The organism is Rhodopseudomonas rhenobacensis, from assembly GCF_014203125.1.
Lineage (GTDB): Bacteria > Pseudomonadota > Alphaproteobacteria > Rhizobiales > Xanthobacteraceae > Rhodopseudomonas_A > Rhodopseudomonas_A rhenobacensis.
Window position 1 is genome coordinate 20,804 of record NZ_JACHIH010000015.1, and the last position, 16,844, is coordinate 37,647.

Annotated in this window: 18 protein-coding genes and 1 tRNA gene; 13 read left to right on the forward strand and 6 right to left on the reverse strand. The window is 65.9% G+C overall.

Annotation, left to right across the window (positions count from 1 at the left end):
• Positions 1-216 precede the first annotated feature (216 nt).
• Entirely contained in the window at positions 217-1,392 is a 1,176-nt protein-coding gene (locus HNR60_RS12915; RefSeq protein WP_184258093.1) for a DUF2336 domain-containing protein, read from the forward strand.
• 562 nt (positions 1,393-1,954) lie between these two features.
• On the opposite strand, the gene HNR60_RS12920 is transcribed toward HNR60_RS12915, so the two are convergent.
• From HNR60_RS12920 to HNR60_RS12940, 5 genes are all read right to left on the reverse strand, one after another.
• On the reverse strand, positions 1,955-2,533 hold the full coding sequence (locus tag HNR60_RS12920; RefSeq protein ID WP_184258095.1) for an Hpt domain-containing protein: 579 nt from the start codon (positions 2,531-2,533) through the stop codon (positions 1,955-1,957).
• A 20-nt stretch (positions 2,534-2,553) separates the two neighbouring features.
• Positions 2,554-3,102: a response regulator gene (locus HNR60_RS12925; protein ID WP_184258098.1), complete on the reverse strand. Its 549-nt coding sequence runs from the start codon at positions 3,100-3,102 to the stop codon at positions 2,554-2,556.
• Positions 3,103-3,389: 287 nt separating this feature from the next.
• Positions 3,390-4,289: an alpha/beta fold hydrolase gene (locus HNR60_RS12930; protein ID WP_184258100.1), complete on the reverse strand. Its 900-nt coding sequence runs from the start codon at positions 4,287-4,289 to the stop codon at positions 3,390-3,392.
• A gap of 176 nt (positions 4,290-4,465) precedes the next feature.
• Positions 4,466-5,677 (reverse strand): epoxide hydrolase family protein, encoded by a 1,212-nt coding sequence (locus tag HNR60_RS12935; protein WP_246432926.1) that lies wholly within the window; start codon positions 5,675-5,677, stop codon positions 4,466-4,468.
• Positions 5,678-6,053: 376 nt separating this feature from the next.
• Positions 6,054-6,833 (reverse strand): NAD kinase, encoded by a 780-nt coding sequence (locus HNR60_RS12940; RefSeq protein WP_184258104.1) that lies wholly within the window; start codon positions 6,831-6,833, stop codon positions 6,054-6,056.
• Positions 6,834-7,105: 272 nt separating this feature from the next.
• Between HNR60_RS12940 and HNR60_RS12945 the strand changes: the two genes are divergently transcribed.
• The 3 genes from HNR60_RS12945 (at position 7,106) to HNR60_RS12955 (ending at position 8,790) form a co-directional block, all read left to right on the forward strand.
• Positions 7,106-7,402 (forward strand): His-rich protein BRANT, encoded by a 297-nt coding sequence (locus HNR60_RS12945; RefSeq protein ID WP_184258252.1) that lies wholly within the window; start codon positions 7,106-7,108, stop codon positions 7,400-7,402.
• Positions 7,403-7,528: 126 nt separating this feature from the next.
• Positions 7,529-7,939, forward strand: coding sequence for a hypothetical protein (locus HNR60_RS12950; protein ID WP_184258106.1), 411 nt, complete (start codon positions 7,529-7,531; stop codon positions 7,937-7,939).
• Positions 7,940-8,079: 140 nt separating this feature from the next.
• Positions 8,080-8,790, forward strand: coding sequence for an outer membrane protein (locus HNR60_RS12955; RefSeq protein WP_184258108.1), 711 nt, complete (start codon positions 8,080-8,082; stop codon positions 8,788-8,790).
• Between the two features lie 646 nt (positions 8,791-9,436).
• Here HNR60_RS12955 and HNR60_RS12960 read toward each other — a convergent pair.
• Positions 9,437-9,511: transfer RNA gene (locus HNR60_RS12960), tRNA-Thr, on the reverse strand.
• Positions 9,512-9,759: 248 nt separating this feature from the next.
• Here HNR60_RS12960 and HNR60_RS12965 point away from each other — a divergent pair.
• The 9 genes from HNR60_RS12965 to HNR60_RS24155 form a co-directional block, all read left to right on the forward strand.
• On the forward strand, positions 9,760-10,209 hold the full coding sequence (locus tag HNR60_RS12965) for a hypothetical protein (RefSeq protein ID WP_184258109.1): 450 nt from the start codon (positions 9,760-9,762) through the stop codon (positions 10,207-10,209).
• Positions 10,210-10,240: 31 nt separating this feature from the next.
• Positions 10,241-10,864 carry a hypothetical protein gene (locus tag HNR60_RS12970; RefSeq protein WP_184258111.1) on the forward strand — a complete coding sequence of 208 codons (624 nt, stop codon included), beginning with the start codon at positions 10,241-10,243 and terminating at the stop codon, positions 10,862-10,864.
• Positions 10,865-11,061: 197 nt separating this feature from the next.
• Positions 11,062-12,228: an acetyl-CoA acetyltransferase gene (locus tag HNR60_RS12975; protein ID WP_184258113.1), complete on the forward strand. Its 1,167-nt coding sequence runs from the start codon at positions 11,062-11,064 to the stop codon at positions 12,226-12,228.
• A 129-nt stretch (positions 12,229-12,357) separates the two neighbouring features.
• Positions 12,358-12,915, forward strand: coding sequence for an NADPH-dependent FMN reductase (locus HNR60_RS12980; protein WP_184258115.1), 558 nt, complete (start codon positions 12,358-12,360; stop codon positions 12,913-12,915).
• 74 nt (positions 12,916-12,989) lie between these two features.
• On the forward strand, positions 12,990-13,307 hold the full coding sequence (locus tag HNR60_RS12985) for an FtsB family cell division protein (protein WP_011472936.1): 318 nt from the start codon (positions 12,990-12,992) through the stop codon (positions 13,305-13,307).
• Positions 13,308-13,480: 173 nt separating this feature from the next.
• Complete coding sequence (pdhA, locus tag HNR60_RS12990) at positions 13,481-14,524, forward strand: pyruvate dehydrogenase (acetyl-transferring) E1 component subunit alpha (RefSeq protein WP_184258117.1); 1,044 nt, start codon at positions 13,481-13,483, stop codon at positions 14,522-14,524.
• A 54-nt stretch (positions 14,525-14,578) separates the two neighbouring features.
• Positions 14,579-16,006, forward strand: a complete 1,428-nt coding sequence (locus tag HNR60_RS12995) for a pyruvate dehydrogenase complex E1 component subunit beta (RefSeq protein WP_184258119.1) — start codon at positions 14,579-14,581, stop codon at positions 16,004-16,006.
• A gap of 3 nt (positions 16,007-16,009) precedes the next feature.
• Positions 16,010-16,315 carry a DUF5076 domain-containing protein gene (locus tag HNR60_RS13000; RefSeq protein WP_184258121.1) on the forward strand — a complete coding sequence of 102 codons (306 nt, stop codon included), beginning with the start codon at positions 16,010-16,012 and terminating at the stop codon, positions 16,313-16,315.
• 2 nt (positions 16,316-16,317) lie between these two features.
• The coding region (locus tag HNR60_RS24155; protein WP_283810643.1) for a biotin/lipoyl-containing protein at positions 16,318-16,844 on the forward strand (527 nt) is incomplete at its 3' end.

Genomic DNA, 16,844 nt, shown 5'->3' on the forward strand with positions numbered 1-16,844 from the left:
CGCCCCGGATGACGTCCTCGGAACTACGCGCCGCGGTCGGCTGACCGCGCACTACGCGTTGCGCCGCAGTTGTTTCCGTCGGTGTCTGCGGCCTTAACGAAACGTCAACAAAGCCAGGCGGTTATGGTGAACCCTTTGTTAAGCGTCATGGTTTATTTTGTCTGACAGTGGCGCCGCGTCGCGGGGCCTTTGCAAGTTGCGTAAGCCGGCAGACCCATGATCGTTCGGCAGTTCATTAGTTGGATCCGCACCGCTCCGGCGGGCGAGCGTGCAGAGGCCACCCGTTCATTGGCGCGGGCCTGGCTGGTATCAGATCTCTCCGACGACGATCGCGCGGCTGCCGAAGGCGCGCTGTTGATGCAGCTCGACGACTGTTCGCCGCTGGTGCGGCTGGCGATGTCGGAGGTGTTCGCGCGCAGTGCCGATGCGCCGGCCTCCATCATCCGCGCGCTGTCCGCCGATCAGCCGAGCGTCGCGCTGCCGGTGCTGGAATTCTCCCCGCTGCTGATCGACGCCGATCTCGTGGACATCGTCGCCACCGGCGATTGCCAAATGCAATGCGCGATCGCGCGGCGCGCCGCGCTGCCGGCGTCGGTGTGCGCGGCGATCGCCGAGGTCGGCTCGCCGTCGGCGGCGCTGGAGCTGATCGAAAATCCGCACGCCGAACTGGCGCCGTTCTCCTGGGACCGCATTGTCGAGCGCCACGGCCATCTCGCGGCGATCCGCGAATCGATGCTGGTGCTGGAGGATCTGCCGGCGGCGACGCGGTTGTCGCTGGTCGCCAAGCTCTCCGATACGCTGGCGCAATTCGTGGTGGCGCGGCGCTGGCTCAGCGCCGAGCGCGCCGAACGCGTGGTCGCCGAGGCGATGGACCGTTCGACGGTCACCATCGCGGCGCGCTCGCGCGACGACGACATGCGCGGCCTGATGCAGCATCTGCGCGCCACCGGGCAACTCACCGCAGGCTTGATCCTGCGCGCGCTGCTGTCCGGCAATCTCGAACTGTTCCACCAGTCGCTGGTCGAACTAACCGAACTGCCTTACGCGCGCGTCGCCGCGTTGCTGCATGACGGGGCAGGGGCCAGCCTGACCGCGCTGCTGCTCCGCGCCGGCCTGCCGGAATCCAGCTTCCCGGCGTTCCGCGCCGCGCTGGAAGCCGCGCAGGAGACCGGCTTTGCCGGCAGTGCCGACGACGCCGCGGGCTTGCGCCGGCGCATGGTCGAGCGGGTGCTGACGCGCTGCGAGACCGGCCACGACGCCGCCGCGCCGCTGCTGATCCTGCTGCGCCGCTTCGCCACCGAATCGGCGCGCGACGAGGCCAGCCGGTTCTGCGACGACGTGCTGGCGCAGGACTGGGTGGCGCGATTCGAATGGGCGGCGATGGCGGCGTGAGCGGAGCGGCGCCGCAGCCTCTCAACTCAGCTGAACGACATGGACAGCACGCCGCCCCACGACTGAAGGCTTAGCTAAATACGAGCACTGCATCACCTCTCCCCGCGTGCGGGGAGAGGTCGACCCGGCGGAGCGTGAGCGACGCCGGGTCGGGTGAGGGGGCGTCTCGGCATAACGCGGCGGGGGGGGGCCCCCCCCCCCCCCCCCCCCGGGGGGGCCGCCCCCCGCCCCCCCCCCGGCCCCCCCCGGGTCGCCGCGGCCCGCGCCCCCCCGCCCGCCGCCGCGGCCCGCGGGCGGGGGGGGGGGGGGGGCGCGCCCCCCCCCGGCCCCCCCCCCCCCCCCCCCCCCCCCCCCCCCGTCTCGGCATAACGCGGCGCCCCCTCACCCGACGTGACAAGCTGCGCTTGTCACGCCACCCTCTCCCCGCAAGCGGGGAGAGGGAAACTTGCCGCAGCGCTGCTATTAGACTTTGACGCTGGGTTAGCAGGCAGCGGGCATCCGCCCGGTCAGTGGTCAGGGCGGTGCCGCACCCGCAACGACGCCGCAACAATCCCGAAAAAAATCACTCCGCCGGCGCAATTCCCGGCGACAGGATCGCCTCGAGGTGTTCCGGGCGATCGTGGTTGACTGCGGCGAGATACTCGTCGGCGACGGCGCGCAGCCGCCGGCTGAGTTCGTGCTCGACGCCGGCCTTGTCGATCTGCGCGTGTTCGCGGACGATCGCCAGAATCGCCTTGATGTGGTTGGCGATCAGCTCCGCCGGCACCTGATCGAGCTGCGGCGCGTGCTCGATGATCCGGCACAGGCTCTCGGCGGCGACGCTGGCGGTCGGGTAGCCGAAGGTGGTGGCGTCGCCCTTGATGTCGTGCGCGGCGCGAAACAGCTCGTCGCGGGTCGCCTTGCTGAAGCCGTCCTTGAGAATCGCGGCATGTGCTGCGCGCAGCCGCTCGCATTCGCTCGCCATCCAGGCATCGAATTCGCCCGACAGCCCGGCCAGCGCCCGCTCGGCGCGGGCGATCGGATCGTCGCGGTCCTTGTCGTCGACCGCGCGCAGCACGCCGCGCAGCGGATTGGGCGGGGTGATGACGTGGTGGTCGGCGAAGGCCTCGACGTGCACCGCGGATGTCTTTGCTTTGGCCATGTCGGATCGAACCTCGTTGTCTATCCTGCGACGCGGGCCTTATCGAGCAGCGACGGCTGATGGATGGTTTCGGCGTCGCCGCCGCTGCGGCGTTCCGGCCCGATATAGGCGTTGGCGGCGCTGGTGCGGCGGCGGTCGGGGCCGAAGTAATTCTTGGTCTTGATGAACGGGCGCGGGTTGGCGACGACGTTGAGCACGCGCTGATACAGCGCCTTGGCGGAGATCGGCTTGGCGAGAAACTCGGTGACGCCGGCGTCGCGCGCCACGGTGACGCGGCGCTTTTCGGAATGCCCGGTCAGCATGATGATCGGCGCGAACGGATTGCCCTTGGCCTCCGGCTGGCGGATCATCTGGGTCAATTCCAGGCCGTCGAAGATCGGCATCACCCAGTCGGTGATCACGATGTCGGGGGCGTAGTGGCTGTACATCTCCAGCGCGGTGGCGCCGTCCTCGGCCTCGTAGACCTCGCGGGCGCCGAACGAATGCAGCAGCGTGCGCAGGATGCGGCGCATGTGCGGATTGTCGTCGCAGACCAGAAAGCGCAGCTTGTTGAAATCGATCCGGAACATGGCTCGGCTCTGGCACGTACCGACGGGGCCGGTATACCTCACGTTAACTCTATGCAGACGTCGTTAATGAAGGGTTGCGAGCGGGGCGGGGCGGGACGGCGATGGAGCCGTGCCCCGGACGCAGTGCAACGCGCCGCGTTTGCGGCGTGGTGCGCTGCAGATCCGGGGCCGTTACGGATGCTGCCTTTGTAACGGTCCCGGATCTGCGCAGCAGCGCTGCGGGCTGCATCGCGTCCGGGACACGAGGTCTCGATGCACGACCCGCGGAGGACGATCTCGCTGCGGCTTCAAGCCAGCCAGTCTCGAACTCTCAACACGGCATCGGCAAAGGCTCGCGGAGCCTGCTGAGGAAGGTTATGGCCGGCATCCACGACATGATGTTCATGCGGCCCGACGAACATCCGCGCGTGGTCGGCGGTCCCGCCAGGTTTCAGGGGATCCGCGGTCCCGTCGATCGTCACCGTCGGCACCGTCACCACGGGTTTCTTGGCCAGGCGGTCCTCCAGCGGCTGCAGCGCCGGATCGCCCGCCGCGAGGCCGAAGACCCAGCGATAGCAATGGATCACGACGTCCACGAAATCAGGATTGTCGAAGGCGATCGCAGACCGCGCGAAGGTCGCGTCGTCGAACTGCCAGCCCGGCGACCACTCCTGCCACAAGATCCGGCACAGATCGCGGCGATGCGCAGCCAGGCAGTCCCGGCCGCGTTCGGTCTGAAACAGATGCTGATACCAGATCACGCGCTCAAACGACGGCGCGTTCGGATTTCGCTGGGCGCTGACATCGATGACGTCGTAGCCCGCATAGGACACGAGGCCGCCGATCCGCTCGGGCCACAGCGCCGCGGCACTGCAGCAGGCGTTGCCGCCCCAATCGAACCCGCCGAGGATCGGGCGCTCGAGCCGAAGGGCGTCGGCGAGGTGGATGATGTCGGCGCCGCGGGCCGCCTGTTGCCCGCTGCGCATCGCTTCGTCGGAGATAAACCGCGTCGGGCCAAATCCGCGGGTGTAGGGGACAATCACCCGCGCTCCCGCTTGCGCCAGGATGGCGGCGACGTCATCGAACGCATGGACGTCGTAAGGAAAGCCGTGCGACAGGATCACCGGCCAGCCGTTGCTTGGACCGTGCTCCAGATAGGCGATCCGCAACATGGCGGTCTCGACGCTTTTCACGGACGGGTCGGCCATGGTCGCTTCCTTGGATGATCGGAGAGGGGACGGCAGGGCGGCAGAACGACAAGTTAGGCTATCAGCAGCAGTAGCCCGCATCAGCGCAGCGATATGCGGGTGCTCCGAGCGTGTTCCGAGACGACGGAGCCCCGGATGTCGCTGCGCTCATCCGGGCTACCCTTGCTCCCTTGATATCAGCCCCGTTGCGCCGACACTGCGCTCACGAAGGCCCGCAGGTCGGCCAGCATCAGGTCAGGTTGTTCCAGAGCAGCGAAATGGCCGCCGCGCGGCATGTCGGTCCAGTGCACGACGTCGTAGGTCTTCTCCACAAATGAGCGAGGCACTGGCAGGAACACCGGATCGGGAAACGCCGCGACGCCCATCGGCACGCTGACGCGCGTTCCGGCAGGAAAGCGGTCCGATCCCTCGAGACGCTTGCCGTGATAGATCCATGTCGCGGTGACGACCGACGAGGGCGCCACGTAGAGCATGATGTTGGTCAGCAGATCCTCTTCGGAGAACTTGCTCCACAGATCCGGACTGCCGTCGGGGAGTTTCGGCAGGTCGGCCCATTGGCCGAACTTTTCCAGGATCCAGCCGGCGGCACCGACCGGACTATCGGCCATCGCGACCCCCAGCGTCTGCGGGCGGGTTTCTTGTTGGTGATTGTAGCCGGTTTCCCAATCGAGGATGACGGCCTGCTTTGCGAAGAACTCCTCTTCCGCAGGCGTCATCGGGCGCGCATCCGCCGCGAAGATTCTGACCATGTTGATATGAAACCCGAGCAATGCATCGGGGTGCTGCTGCGCCATCCAGCTCGCGATGTGGGCGCCCCAGTCGCCGCCCTGGACGATGTAGCGCGCTGGCCCGAACAGTTGGCTCATCAGTCCGTGGAGCAGCTCGGCGGCACGCCGCGGACCGATCACGCCGGTGATCGGCGTGGAGAAGGCGAAGCCGGGCAGCGAGGCAACGACGACGTCGTGACCATCGCTGACCAGCGGATCGAGCAGACGTTCAAACTCGATGAACGAACCCGGCCACCCATGAAGAAGGAGCAGCGGCGGCTTCGAACCATTGCCGCGCTTATGGATGAAGTGAATCCGCTCGCCTTCGATAACGCTCGTGTAGTTGGGAAGCTGACTGAGCCGTCGCTCGACCTTGCGCCAGTCGAAGCTGTGCTGCCAGTAGTCGACGAGCCGCTTCAGGTCGCGCACGCCAACGCCGGCGCTCCAGTCGCCGGCATCAGGAAGCTCGCTCCAGTCATACGACTCCACGCGGCTTCTGATCGCTGCGAGACGTTGGTCGGGAATGTCGATGATGTATGGGGTGATCATATTTCCTCCGAGATCGTCGAAGAGATCGATCGGCGAATCCGCGGACTGATCGTCCCCGGACTCCGCCGGCATTTCGGCGCTGTGCCATGTTCCAATCGGTCCTCTGCACATATGTCCTGACTTCGGTATTGGCATAGGGCGGGGACAGTCGTCCTCGTTTTTGGCAGGATACCGTCGGTAGGAATAATGTCCGTTCGGTGATTTTTTCATGGCGACGGCGTCCTGGCGTACCGTCGCAAAAATATGGCGGCGGTCGCAATCCCGCCGCAACACATTTGACGCGTCGGTGCGGTTGCCTCAGGTTTGCCGCAAGAGTCTCGCCGCAAATTCTCTAACGAATTCAATGAAACCACAATTCAGCCGCAGCGAACCGCGTTTCGGCGCCGCACACCGCTGCTTAATTGAACTAAGCCTTTGAATAGGCGTTGGATTCGGATCTCGCCGTTGCTCAATAGCCGAACTGCTCGCTGAGGATGCGTTCTTCCAGACTGTGCCCGGGGTCGAACAGCATCCGCATCGAGATGGTCTTGTCGGAGATCACCTCGACTCGTCGGACGTCGCGCGCCTCGTCGTGGTCGGCGACCGCCGCGACCGGGCGCTTGTCGCCTTCCAGCACTTCGATCACCACGAAGGCGGTGTTCGGCAGCAGCGCGCCGCGCCAGCGCCGCGGCCGGAATGCGCTGATCGGCGTCAGCGCCAGTAGCGGCGCGTTGATCGGCAGGATCGGCCCCTGCGCCGACAGGTTGTAGGCGGTGGAGCCGGCCGGCGTGGCGACCAGGATGCCATCGGCGATCAGCTCGCTCATCCGCTCGCGCTCGTCGATGATGATGCGCAGCCGTGCCGCCTGATGGGTCTGGCGAAAAAGCGCGACCTCGTTGATGGCGTGGTAGATGTGCACGGTGCCGTGCACGTCGGTGGCGCGCATCAGCAACGGATGGATCACGGTGTCGCGCGCCGCGGCGAGCCGGGTGCGCAGATCCACCGCGCTGTATTCGTTCATCAGAAAGCCGATCGTGCCGCGATGCATGCCGTAGATCGGCTTGTTGCTGCGCATGTGCTGGTGCAGCGTCTGCAGCATCAGGCCGTCGCCGCCGAGTGCGACGATGACGTCGGCGTCGTGCGGGTCGGCGTTGCCATAGGCCTCGGACAGTTGCAGCAGCGCGGCCTGCGCCTCGGCGCTGGGGCTCGCGACGAAGGCGATCCGGGAATAGCGCGACGGATGGGTCATGGAGGCGGCCTCTGCGAGCGTTCGGCACGAATGGACGATGTCGTCTATACGACCTGTCGCGCGATTGTCGAGCCGCGACTGTGCGGCGCAGGCGGTTAGCGTCTGCGCTCCACGCGCGATCGCCCAAGATGGACGATGTTTCATCCAGATGAACGAAAGCCATCGCGGCGCTTCAGCATCGGTTCAGCGCGGGCTCTCTAAGGTCGAGCGCATGATCGATGAGACGGCCGACCGACCGCTCGCTTTCAGGTCCAGACGAACAGGAGACCACCATGATGAAAACCCTTTCCGCAGCCTTGCTCGCGGTGTCGATGCTGGCCGCGCCGGCGATGGCGGCGGGCACTGCGCCCACCGCGCCGGCCCCGGTGACCAAGTCGGTTTCGGCCAAGCCCGCCGTGCTGAACGCCCAGGCCAAGATGGTCCGCCATCACGCCCGCCACGTGGTGCGGCATCACGGCCGCCACGTCGTGCGGCATCATCACGCGCCCAAGCGGATCGGCGCGCATCGGCTGCATCATCGCTCGCACAGCGCGATCCAGCACGTGGGCCACGCCGTTCGCCACGGCTGACTTGACCTGACCGCGGCGGATCTCAAAACCCGCCGCGGTCTTCGCGATGCCCAGTCGAGTTGGCAATTCCCTTCCGCCGACCGAGCGGTTAAGACAGGCGGACGCATCCCGACCCGCGAGCCCGCCTTGAGACCGTTTAATCCCGCGACTTTGCTGCTGCTCGTCGTGACGCTCGGTGGCTGCGCCGGCCCCGGCAACATGACGTTCACCGACGATCGCGGCACCGGCAACCAGCCGTTTCCGGCCAATTATCGCAGCGAATTGCTGGCGTTCTTCCGGACCTATCTGACCAATCCGGTCGGCGTGCGCGACGCCATGATGGCCGAGCCGGTGCAGCGCAGCGTCGCCGGGCGGCAGCGCTACGTGTCCTGCCTGCGGTTCAACGCCCGGCAATCCGACGGCGCCTATATCGGCGTGCGCGAACGCGCCGTGGTCTATGTCGATGCGCGGCTCGACCGCGTGCTGGAAGAGCCGGGCGACGCCTGCGCCGGCGTTAACTATTTGCCGTTCCCCGAACTTGAGAAGATGGCGCGCTAGCACCACATTAGCTCAAGGAACTCGAGCTGTTGCTGCTTCGTCACGGTTGCGCGGCATCTCCGCTCCAATAGGACCGCCAAGCAACCAAACTGGTGCCACGTTGTTTTCCGACATATGGGATCGCAAACAGGGGAACCAAAATGAAAAAGCTTCTGCTGGCCACGGCCGCCATGATGGTTTTCGCCGCGCCCACCTTTGCAGCCGATTTGCCGGCCAGGACTTACACAAAGGCGCCGGCCTACACCGCGCCGGAAGTGGTCTATAACTGGACCGGATTCTACATCGGCGGTCACGTCGGCGGTGCCTTCGCCGGCGATAACAACATCGGCGGACGCGACGGCCAGTTCCTGGGCGGCGTGCAGGCCGGCGCCGATTATCAGTTCGCCCGCAATTGGGTGGTCGGCGTCGAGGCGCAGTACAGCTGGCTGCCGTCGAACGACAATGGCGGCCTGCTGTTCGCCGGCAACAGCCTCGTCACCCAGGACAATCGCGGGCTCGGCTCGGTCACCGGCCGGCTCGGCTACTCCTGGGGTCCGACGCTGCTCTACGCCAAGGGCGGTTACGCGTATCGCGACTCCAGCCTCAACGTCAGCAACACCGCCGTCGGCTTGCCGTTCACCACCAGCGGCAACCATCGCGACGGCTACACCGTGGGCGCTGGTCTCGAATATATGTTCGCGCCGAACTGGTCGGCGAAGGTTGAATATCAGTACTACGACTTCGGCAACACCACCTTCACCGGCGGACCGCCGGATGTGGTCGGGGCCAGCGTTCGCAACGACGACCACACCGTCAAGGCCGGCTTGAACTATCGGTTCGGCTGGGGCGGCCCGGAAGTCACCCGGTACTGAACGCACTTGTCGCATCGATCGTGACGCAGCAGGCCGGCTTCGCGCCGGCCTTCTTGCTGCCTGGGGCGCCAGCTCCGGCGCGGCGAGGGCGCCCCCGGACCAGTCCAACCGGGAATCAATCGTAAACGAGTTCTGAATCGTCCGAAAAATAACCCGCGGGACTCCGGGGTGCGAATCGCCCGATGTTGTCGGTGCGATGAACATGATCCTTAACACCCACCGTAATGGCGTTCAGACCGTGCTGGCGATCAGCCTGGCGGCCGCCTGCGTGGTCAATCTGATCGTGCTGTGGACGCTGCTGTAAGGGCGCGTCGAGCCTTGGAGCAGCCGCGCTCACGCCCGCATTCCAGGATGCTGACCAGGACCGGCGGGCATAACGTGATCCCCAGCGCGGACCGACCAGAGCCCCGGGCCATCGTTCCGCCCGGGGTTAGCCCGAAGGCGGGACACGTGCCACTCGCCGCCCCGGCGGCGATGGCGCGAACTCAAGACCGTATTACCCTTTGTGATTTTTGCCGCGTCGACACGGGGGCGGCTCACGACCTCCGGCCGGAGCGGGCGGGTGATGAAGCGGGGCTAGAGCTGCGGGTCGGCACGGCCGGCTTCGTCGGCGGCCGTCAAAAATCGATGTTCTTCAGCAGATTGCTGGTGCCGGTTGAGAGGATTGAACTCCCGACCTTCGGTTTACAAAACCGCTGCTCTACCGCTGAGCTAAACCGGCATTTCGCCGAAGAGCTAGCAGCGCCGCCGCGCGGCGACAAGGCCGACGATCAAGATTTGTCCCGCTTCTGGCCCGGCCGAGCCGGCCCGGCCGAAACCGCGAGCGCGTTAAGCTCGATCACCCAAACCCTTGCAATTTCGTCCCGCCAGATCCTTACGCGTTAGCCTTACCGGCAAATCGGGCCGGGCCCTTAACCCATCGTCCGGCGTTTTCGACTAACGTCGGATGAGCAAAGGTGAGGAGCGAGGATGCGTGGGGCTTGGGCATTGGCCATTTGGATCGGGACGACGGCGAGTGCGGCGGCGCTCGACAGCGGCCCCTCGATCGTGATTCCCGGCCGCCCCGGCGTGCCGATCATCATCAACGGCCGCGACGCGTCCTATGCGGTGATCGAAGGCGACTGGGGTCTGGCGCGCGGCACCCACGTGCAGCCGACGATCTATGGCGGCCGCTATGTCGATCCGGTCCCGCGTGTCGGTCACTATTATCCGGGATCGAGCCAGCTGCCGGGCTATGGGCGGCTGGAAATCGAGCCGCCGGAGAACCGCAAATTGCCGAAGCCGGCCGAGAGTTTTCATCAGTCCTGGTCGGCGCAGTCGGCGCCGCCAGCGGTGCAGCCGGCGGTGCCGTTCGACCCGCCGGCCGTGATCGTTGCGCCGGAACTGAGGAATCCGAATTTCCGCAGACCACGATATTAACCCGACCAAAAAAACACCACAGGAGAGCGTGATGCGTTTAGTAATTTCTGGAGTGGCGGCGGCCGCCGCCGTGTTGGCCGTCAGCTCGGCGCCGGCGATGGCGTGCGGCGGCGGGCTGTTCACCGGCTGCTCGCCCTGCGCGCAGGCCTATGTGTCGCCGTGCGGGCAGCCGGCCTATGGCGGTTCTTACGGCTACGGCGTGGGTTATGGTTACGGCGCGGGCTACGGCCTCGGCTATGACATCGCCACCAGCTACGAGCGGCTGCCGGATCCGTCGCCGCAATATTACTACGTCAATCAGGGCCCGACCTATTCGGGGCCGGGCATGTATGCGCCGGAGCCGTACTATCAGGAGGCCACCGTTTCGCGCGGCTATTCCTACGGCTATCGGCATCGCCCGCAATATCGCTCCTGGCGCGGTCACGGCAATTACGGCTACGCACGCCCGTCCTATCGCTACGGTTACGGCTACGGCCGCTCCGGCTATCGCGGCGGCTACGCCCGGCCGGGTTACGCGCCGCGCTACGGCCTGCCGCCGCACCGCATGGGCATGCATCACAACATGCGCTACGGCGGCCAGCATTACGGCACGCCCCGCTATTCGACCGCGCCGCGCGGCTACGGCGCGCCGCGCCACGGCATGCACCGCTATTGATCGCAGTCTGAGCGCTGGCGAAGCCCGTCCGCAAAGCCTGCGGGCGGGTTTCGTCGTTTTGGCGGCCCCAAGACCCCCGCCGAAACCGGCGTGAAAAACCTTGCGGCAAACCGAAGGCAGATTTGAGCGGCGCGTAAAAGCGGTTATGCTGCCCTAGAAGCCGCCCGAGAACGCGGCCGGACCAAGGGAGAGACCGCATGACAGCCAGCATCGTCGGGTGGGCGCACACCCCGTTCGGCAAACTCGAGAACGAAACCGTCGAGAGCCTGATCGTGCGGGTGGCGACCGACGCGCTGGCCGACGCCGGCATCGCTGCTGCCGATGTCGACGAGATCATCCTCGGACATTTCAACGCCGGCTTCTCGCCGCAGGACTTCACCGCCGCTTTGGTGCTGCAAGCCGATCCCGCTTTGCGCTTCAAGCCCGCGACGCGAGTCGAGAACGCCTGCGCCACCGGATCGGCGGCGGTGCATCAGGCGGTGAAGTCGGTCGCGGCGGGCGCCAAGATCGTGCTGGTGGTCGGCGTCGAGCAGATGACCAAGACCCCGGGGCCGGAGATCGGCAAGAATCTGTTGCGCGCGTCCTATCTGATCGAGGACGGCGACACCCCGGCGGGCTTCGCCGGCGTGTTCGGCAACATCGCGCAGAAGTACTTTCAGAAATACGGCGACCAGTCCGACGCGCTGGCGCTGATCGCGGCGAAGAACCACGCGAACGGCGTCTCGAATCCTTATGCGCAGATGCGCAAGGACATCGGCTTTGAGTTCTGCCGCGCCGAGGGCGACAAGAACCCGTTCGTCGCCGGTCCCTTGAAGCGCACCGATTGCTCGCTGGTGTCGGACGGCGCCGCCGCGCTGGTGATCACCGACGCCGACACCGCGAAGACGATGGCCAAGGCGGTCACTATCAAGGCCACCGCGCATGCGCAGGATTTCCTGCCGATGTCGAAGCGCGACATCCTGCAGTTCGAGGGCTGCAGCGTGGCCTGGCAGCGCGCGCTGCAATCCGCCGGGGTGACGCTGTCCGATCTGTCGTTCGTCGAGACCCACGACTGCTTCACCATCGCCGAGCTGATCGAATACGAAGCCATGGGCCTGGTGCCGGCCGGGCAGGGCGCCCGCGCCATCAAGGAAGGCTGGACCCGCAAGGACGGCAAGCTGCCGATCAATCCGTCCGGCGGCCTCAAGGCCAAGGGCCATCCGATCGGCGCCACCGGGGTGTCGATGCACGTGCTCTCCGCGATGCAACTGTTGGGTCAGGCGCCGGAGGGCATGCAGATCAAAGACGCCAAGCTCGCCGGCATCTTCAACATGGGCGGCGCCGCGGTCGCCAATTATGTCTCGCTGCTGGAGCCGGCGCGCTGAGCACCCTGTAACAGACGGCCAACGAACGCTGCGGACCGATGACGGCCGCGGCCGCTGGCCGTGCCCGGCCGGCGTTGTCGTCGAGGGTGCGCTGGGCTATCGTCGGCCTCCCCAGCAGAAGGATCAATCATGGCATCGTCGTACACCGTCGCCGTCGTCGTCGGCAGCCTGCGCAAAGAGGCCTATTCGCTGCGTCTTTCGGAAGCGCTGGTCAAACTCGCGCCCGACACGCTGAAGCTCGACGTCGTGACGTTGCACGGCCTGTCGTTCTACAACCAGGACCTCGAAGCGACGCCGCCGGCCGACTGGGTGGCGTTCCGCCAGCGCATCAAGGCCGCCGACGCGGTGCTGTTCGTCACGCCGGAATACAACCGCTCGATTCCGGGCGTGCTGAAGAACGCCATCGACGTCGGGTCGAGGCCCTACGGCAAGAGCGCGTTCGACGGCAAGCCGGGCGGGGTGATCAGCAATTCGCCGGGCGCGATCGGCGGCTTCGGCGCCAACCACCATTTGCGGCAGTGCCTGACCTTCCTCAACATCGCGGTGCTGCAGCAGCCGGAGGCCTATGTCGGCGGCATCGCCGACGCCTTCGACGACAAGGGCGAGCTGACCAAGGCGCCGCTGCGCGAATTCATGCAGAAATACATCGACGCCTTCGCCGCCTGGGTGGCGCAGCAGAAGAAGTGAGCTCCCACGTTTGATGGCAGCGCGGATGTCGGTTCGTTAGCGTTCCGTTAACCGCGCTGTCGCATCTTCAAAATATGGTCTCCCGCACCCGCCTCAAATCATTGCTCACCGGCGTCGCTCTTTATGCGATCGCCGCCGCTATGGTCGGCTATTTCGGCACCAACGCCTACACGGGAAAATACGGGCTCAACGCGCGCCAGGAGCTCGACCAGGAGATCATCGCGCTGACCTCGGAGCTGCAGCGGCTAAAGCAGGAACGCGCAGCTGGCGAGCAGCGGGTGTCGCTGTTGCGCTCCGACCGAGTCGATCCCGACATGCTCGACGAGCGCGTCCGTTACCAGCTCGATTACGCGCACCCCGCCGACCTGGTGCGGATGCTGCCTGCCAAGTAATCTTGCGGGGCTCCGCCGCATTCATCCCGTAAGTTCCAAAATCCCTCAAAATCCATCGCGAATGTTTCGCAATCTCGCTGCACTGCGAGATGCGAATGAGATCGTGATGCAATCCTTTTGCTGCGACCATAGTTGGGTTAGAGAGGGACCCAAATAACAACATCGGATCTGCCATGGCCGCATCGAAGAAGCGCGACACGCAAGCTGGGGACGAGATTCAGCCGAAGTCCGGCAATGGATCGCAGCATCCGGCGGTTCTCGAATTCTGCAAGGACCAGGAATTGCGCGCGCTGCGCGACATGCTGCTGATCCGCCGCTTCGAGGAGAAGGCCGGCCAGCTTTACGGCATGGGGGCGATCGGCGGCTTCTGCCATCTCTATATCGGCCAGGAAGCCATCGTGGTCGGCATGCAGATGACGCTGAAGCTCGGCGATCAGGTCATCACCGGCTATCGCGACCACGGCCACATGCTGGCCTGCGGCATGGATGCCAAAGGCGTGATGGCCGAATTGACCGGCCGGCACGGCGGCTATTCCAAGGGCAAGGGCGGCTCCATGCACATGTTCAGCAAGGAGAAGCATTTCTACGGCGGCCACGGCATCGTCGGCGCGCAGGTGTCGCTCGGCACTGGCCTTGCTTTCGCCAACCGCTACCGCGGCAACGACAATGTCAGCCTGGCCTATTTCGGCGACGGCGCTTCCAACCAGGGCCAGGTCTACGAGAGCTTCAACATGGCGCAGCTGTGGAAGCTGCCGGTGGTCTATGTCATCGAGAATAACCGTTACGCGATGGGCACCTCGGTCAATCGCTCCTCGGCGCAGACCGATTTCTCCAAGCGCGGCGTGTCGTTCAACATCCCCGGCGAGCAGGTCGACGGCATGGACGTCCGTGCGGTGAAAGCCGCCGGCGACAAGGCGGTGGCGCATTGCCGCGCCGGCAACGGCCCCTACATCCTGGAGATGCAGACCTATCGTTACCGCGGCCATTCGATGTCCGATCCGGCGAAATATCGCACCCGCGAGGAGGTCGACAAGGTCCGCAGCGATCAGGACCCGATCGAGCAGGTGCGCCAGCGTCTGCTCGGGCTCAAGGTCACCGAGCAGGAATTGAAGGCGATCGACGCCGAGGTCCGCGAGATCGTCAACGCTGCTGCGGAGTTCGCCCAGCACGATCCCGAGCCGGAGCCTGCCGAGCTCTATACCGACGTCTACCGCTAGATGCGCCGCGTTGTGCCGCGCGACCGCGCAAGTTTGAACTGATCCGGAGCGACCATGGCCATTCAAGTCCTGATGCCCGCGCTGTCCCCGACCATGGAGAGGGGCAACCTTTCGAAATGGCTGAAGAAGGAAGGCGAGACCATTAAATCCGGCGACGTCATCGCCGAAATCGAAACCGACAAGGCGACGATGGAAGTCGAAGCCACTGACGAAGGCACGCTCGGCAAGATTTTGGTGCCGGAGGGTACCCACGACGTCGCCGTCAACACGCCGATCGCCACCATCCTCAGCGAAGGCGAGAGCGCGTCGGACGCCGACAAGGCGGCGGCAAAACCCGCCCCATCCCTCGAGACGCCGGCTGCATCGGCTCCTCGGGATGAGGGGAGATCGCAAGCCGCGAAGGCTGACTCGCCGAGCCCTCACCCTGAGGAGGCTGCGCCAGCAGCCGTCTCGAAGGGCGAGGGCGTCGCCAATGATCCGGAGATTCCGGAAGGCACCGAGATGGTGACGCAGACCATCCGCGAAGCGTTGCGCGACGCCATGGCCGAGGAGATGCGCCGCGATCCCGACGTGTTCATCATGGGCGAGGAGGTCGCTGAATATCAGGGCGCCTATAAGGTGACGCAGGGGCTGCTGCAGGAGTTCGGCGAAGGCCGCGTGATCGACACCCCGATCACCGAGCACGGCTTCGCCGGCGTCGGCGTCGGTGCGGCGATGGCCGGGCTCAAGCCGGTGGTCGAATTCATGACCTTCAACTTCGCCATGCAGGCGATCGACCAGATCATCAACTCCGCGGCCAAGACGCTTTATATGTCCGGCGGCCAGATGGGTTGTCCGATCGTATTCCGCGGCCCGAACGGCGCCGCCGCGCGGGTCGCCGCGCAGCACAGCCAGGACTATTCGGCTTGGTACTCGCAGATCCCCGGGCTGAAGGTGATCGCGCCGTATTCCGCCGCCGACTACAAGGGGCTGTTGAAGGCCGCGATCCGCGATCCCAATCCGGTGATCTTCCTCGAAAACGAAATGCTGTACGGCCACTCCGGCGAAGTGCCGAAGCTCGACGACTACGTGGTCCCGATCGGCAAGGCCAAGGTGGCGCGCTCAGGCTCCCACGTCACGCTGATCGCCTGGTCGAACGGCATGAGCTACGCGTTGAAGGCCGCCGATGAACTCGCCAAAGAGGGCATCGAGGCCGAGGTGATCGACCTGCGCACGCTGCGGCCGCTTGATACAGAGACCATCATCGCCTCGGTGAAGAAGACCGGCCGCGCGGTGACGGTCGAGGAAGGCTGGCAGCAGTCCGGCGTCGGCGCCGAGATCGCAGCAAGGATCATGGAGCACGCGTTTGATTACTTGGACGCGCCGGTGAAGCGGGTGTCCGGCAAGGACGTGCCGATGCCGTATGCCGCCAACCTGGAAAAGCTGGCGCTGCCATCCGTCGCCGAGGTGGTCGAGGCCGCCAAAGCCGTCTGCTATCGGTGAGCCATGGCTGATCCGAAGCAACAGCCGCTGCCGCCCGACGTGGTCGGCCGCGAGGATGCCGTCGAAGTCTTGCGCGCATTCGTGCTCGACGGCGGCTTGTCGATCGCCTTCATGCGCGCGTTCGAAGATCCGGAAATGTGGGGCCTGTTGCTGGTCGACATCGCCCGCCACGCCGCGCGCGCCTATGGCCGCGAGAGCGACTACACCGAGGACGAAGCGCTGAGCCGCATCGTCGAAATGTTTCAAGCCGAAATCGCGCGGCCGACCGACACAGGCCAAACCACGCCGCGGTCGCAACAAGGTCACTGACAATGCCGATCAACATCCTGATGCCCGCGCTGTCGCCGACGATGGAGAAGGGCAACCTCTCCAAGTGGCTGAAGAAAGAGGGCGACGCGGTGAAATCCGGCGACGTCATCGCCGAGATCGAGACCGACAAGGCGACCATGGAGGTCGAAGCGGTCGACGACGGCACGCTGGCCAAGATCGTGGTGCCGGAAGGCACCCAGGACGTTCCGGTCAACGACGTCATCGCGGTGATGGCGTCCGAGGGCGAGGACGTCAAGGCGGCGGGGGCGGCGAAGCCCGACGCCGGCAAGCCCGCGCAACAGGCGGCTTCACCTCTCCCCTCCGGGGAGAGGTCGACCGGCGAAGCGCAGCGCAGCCGGTCGGGTGAGGGGGATTCTTCCTCGAAAGAACCGTCCGCGAAACAAAGTGGGGCCCCCCCCCCCCCCCCCCCCCCCCGGGGGGGGGGGGGCGGGGGGGGGGGGGGGGGGGGCGCGCCCCCCCCCGCCCCGGGGGGGGTGGTCGCACGGGGGGGGGCGGGGGGGCGGGGGGC

What these genes read in the sequence shown, in the direction of transcription:
- HNR60_RS12915 (WP_184258093.1), top strand. Translation starts at nt 217, where the DNA reads ATGATCGTTCGGCAGTTCATTAGTTGGATCCGCACCGCTCCGGCGGGC.
- HNR60_RS12920 (WP_184258095.1), bottom strand. Translation starts at nt 2,533, where the DNA reads ATGGCCAAAGCAAAGACATCCGCGGTGCACGTCGAGGCCTTCGCCGAC.
- HNR60_RS12925 (WP_184258098.1), bottom strand. Translation starts at nt 3,102, where the DNA reads ATGTTCCGGATCGATTTCAACAAGCTGCGCTTTCTGGTCTGCGACGAC.
- HNR60_RS12930 (WP_184258100.1), bottom strand. Translation starts at nt 4,289, where the DNA reads ATGGCCGACCCGTCCGTGAAAAGCGTCGAGACCGCCATGTTGCGGATC.
- HNR60_RS12935 (WP_246432926.1), bottom strand. Translation starts at nt 5,677, where the DNA reads ATGCCGGCGGAGTCCGGGGACGATCAGTCCGCGGATTCGCCGATCGAT.
- HNR60_RS12940 (WP_184258104.1), bottom strand. Translation starts at nt 6,833, where the DNA reads ATGACCCATCCGTCGCGCTATTCCCGGATCGCCTTCGTCGCGAGCCCC.
- HNR60_RS12945 (WP_184258252.1), top strand. Translation starts at nt 7,106, where the DNA reads ATGATGAAAACCCTTTCCGCAGCCTTGCTCGCGGTGTCGATGCTGGCC.
- HNR60_RS12955 (WP_184258108.1), top strand. Translation starts at nt 8,080, where the DNA reads ATGAAAAAGCTTCTGCTGGCCACGGCCGCCATGATGGTTTTCGCCGCG.
- HNR60_RS12965 (WP_184258109.1), top strand. Translation starts at nt 9,760, where the DNA reads ATGCGTGGGGCTTGGGCATTGGCCATTTGGATCGGGACGACGGCGAGT.
- HNR60_RS12970 (WP_184258111.1), top strand. Translation starts at nt 10,241, where the DNA reads ATGCGTTTAGTAATTTCTGGAGTGGCGGCGGCCGCCGCCGTGTTGGCC.
- HNR60_RS12975 (WP_184258113.1), top strand. Translation starts at nt 11,062, where the DNA reads ATGACAGCCAGCATCGTCGGGTGGGCGCACACCCCGTTCGGCAAACTC.
- HNR60_RS12980 (WP_184258115.1), top strand. Translation starts at nt 12,358, where the DNA reads ATGGCATCGTCGTACACCGTCGCCGTCGTCGTCGGCAGCCTGCGCAAA.
- HNR60_RS12985 (WP_011472936.1), top strand. Translation starts at nt 12,990, where the DNA reads ATGGTCTCCCGCACCCGCCTCAAATCATTGCTCACCGGCGTCGCTCTT.
- pdhA (WP_184258117.1), top strand. Translation starts at nt 13,481, where the DNA reads ATGGCCGCATCGAAGAAGCGCGACACGCAAGCTGGGGACGAGATTCAG.
- HNR60_RS12995 (WP_184258119.1), top strand. Translation starts at nt 14,579, where the DNA reads ATGGCCATTCAAGTCCTGATGCCCGCGCTGTCCCCGACCATGGAGAGG.
- HNR60_RS13000 (WP_184258121.1), top strand. Translation starts at nt 16,010, where the DNA reads ATGGCTGATCCGAAGCAACAGCCGCTGCCGCCCGACGTGGTCGGCCGC.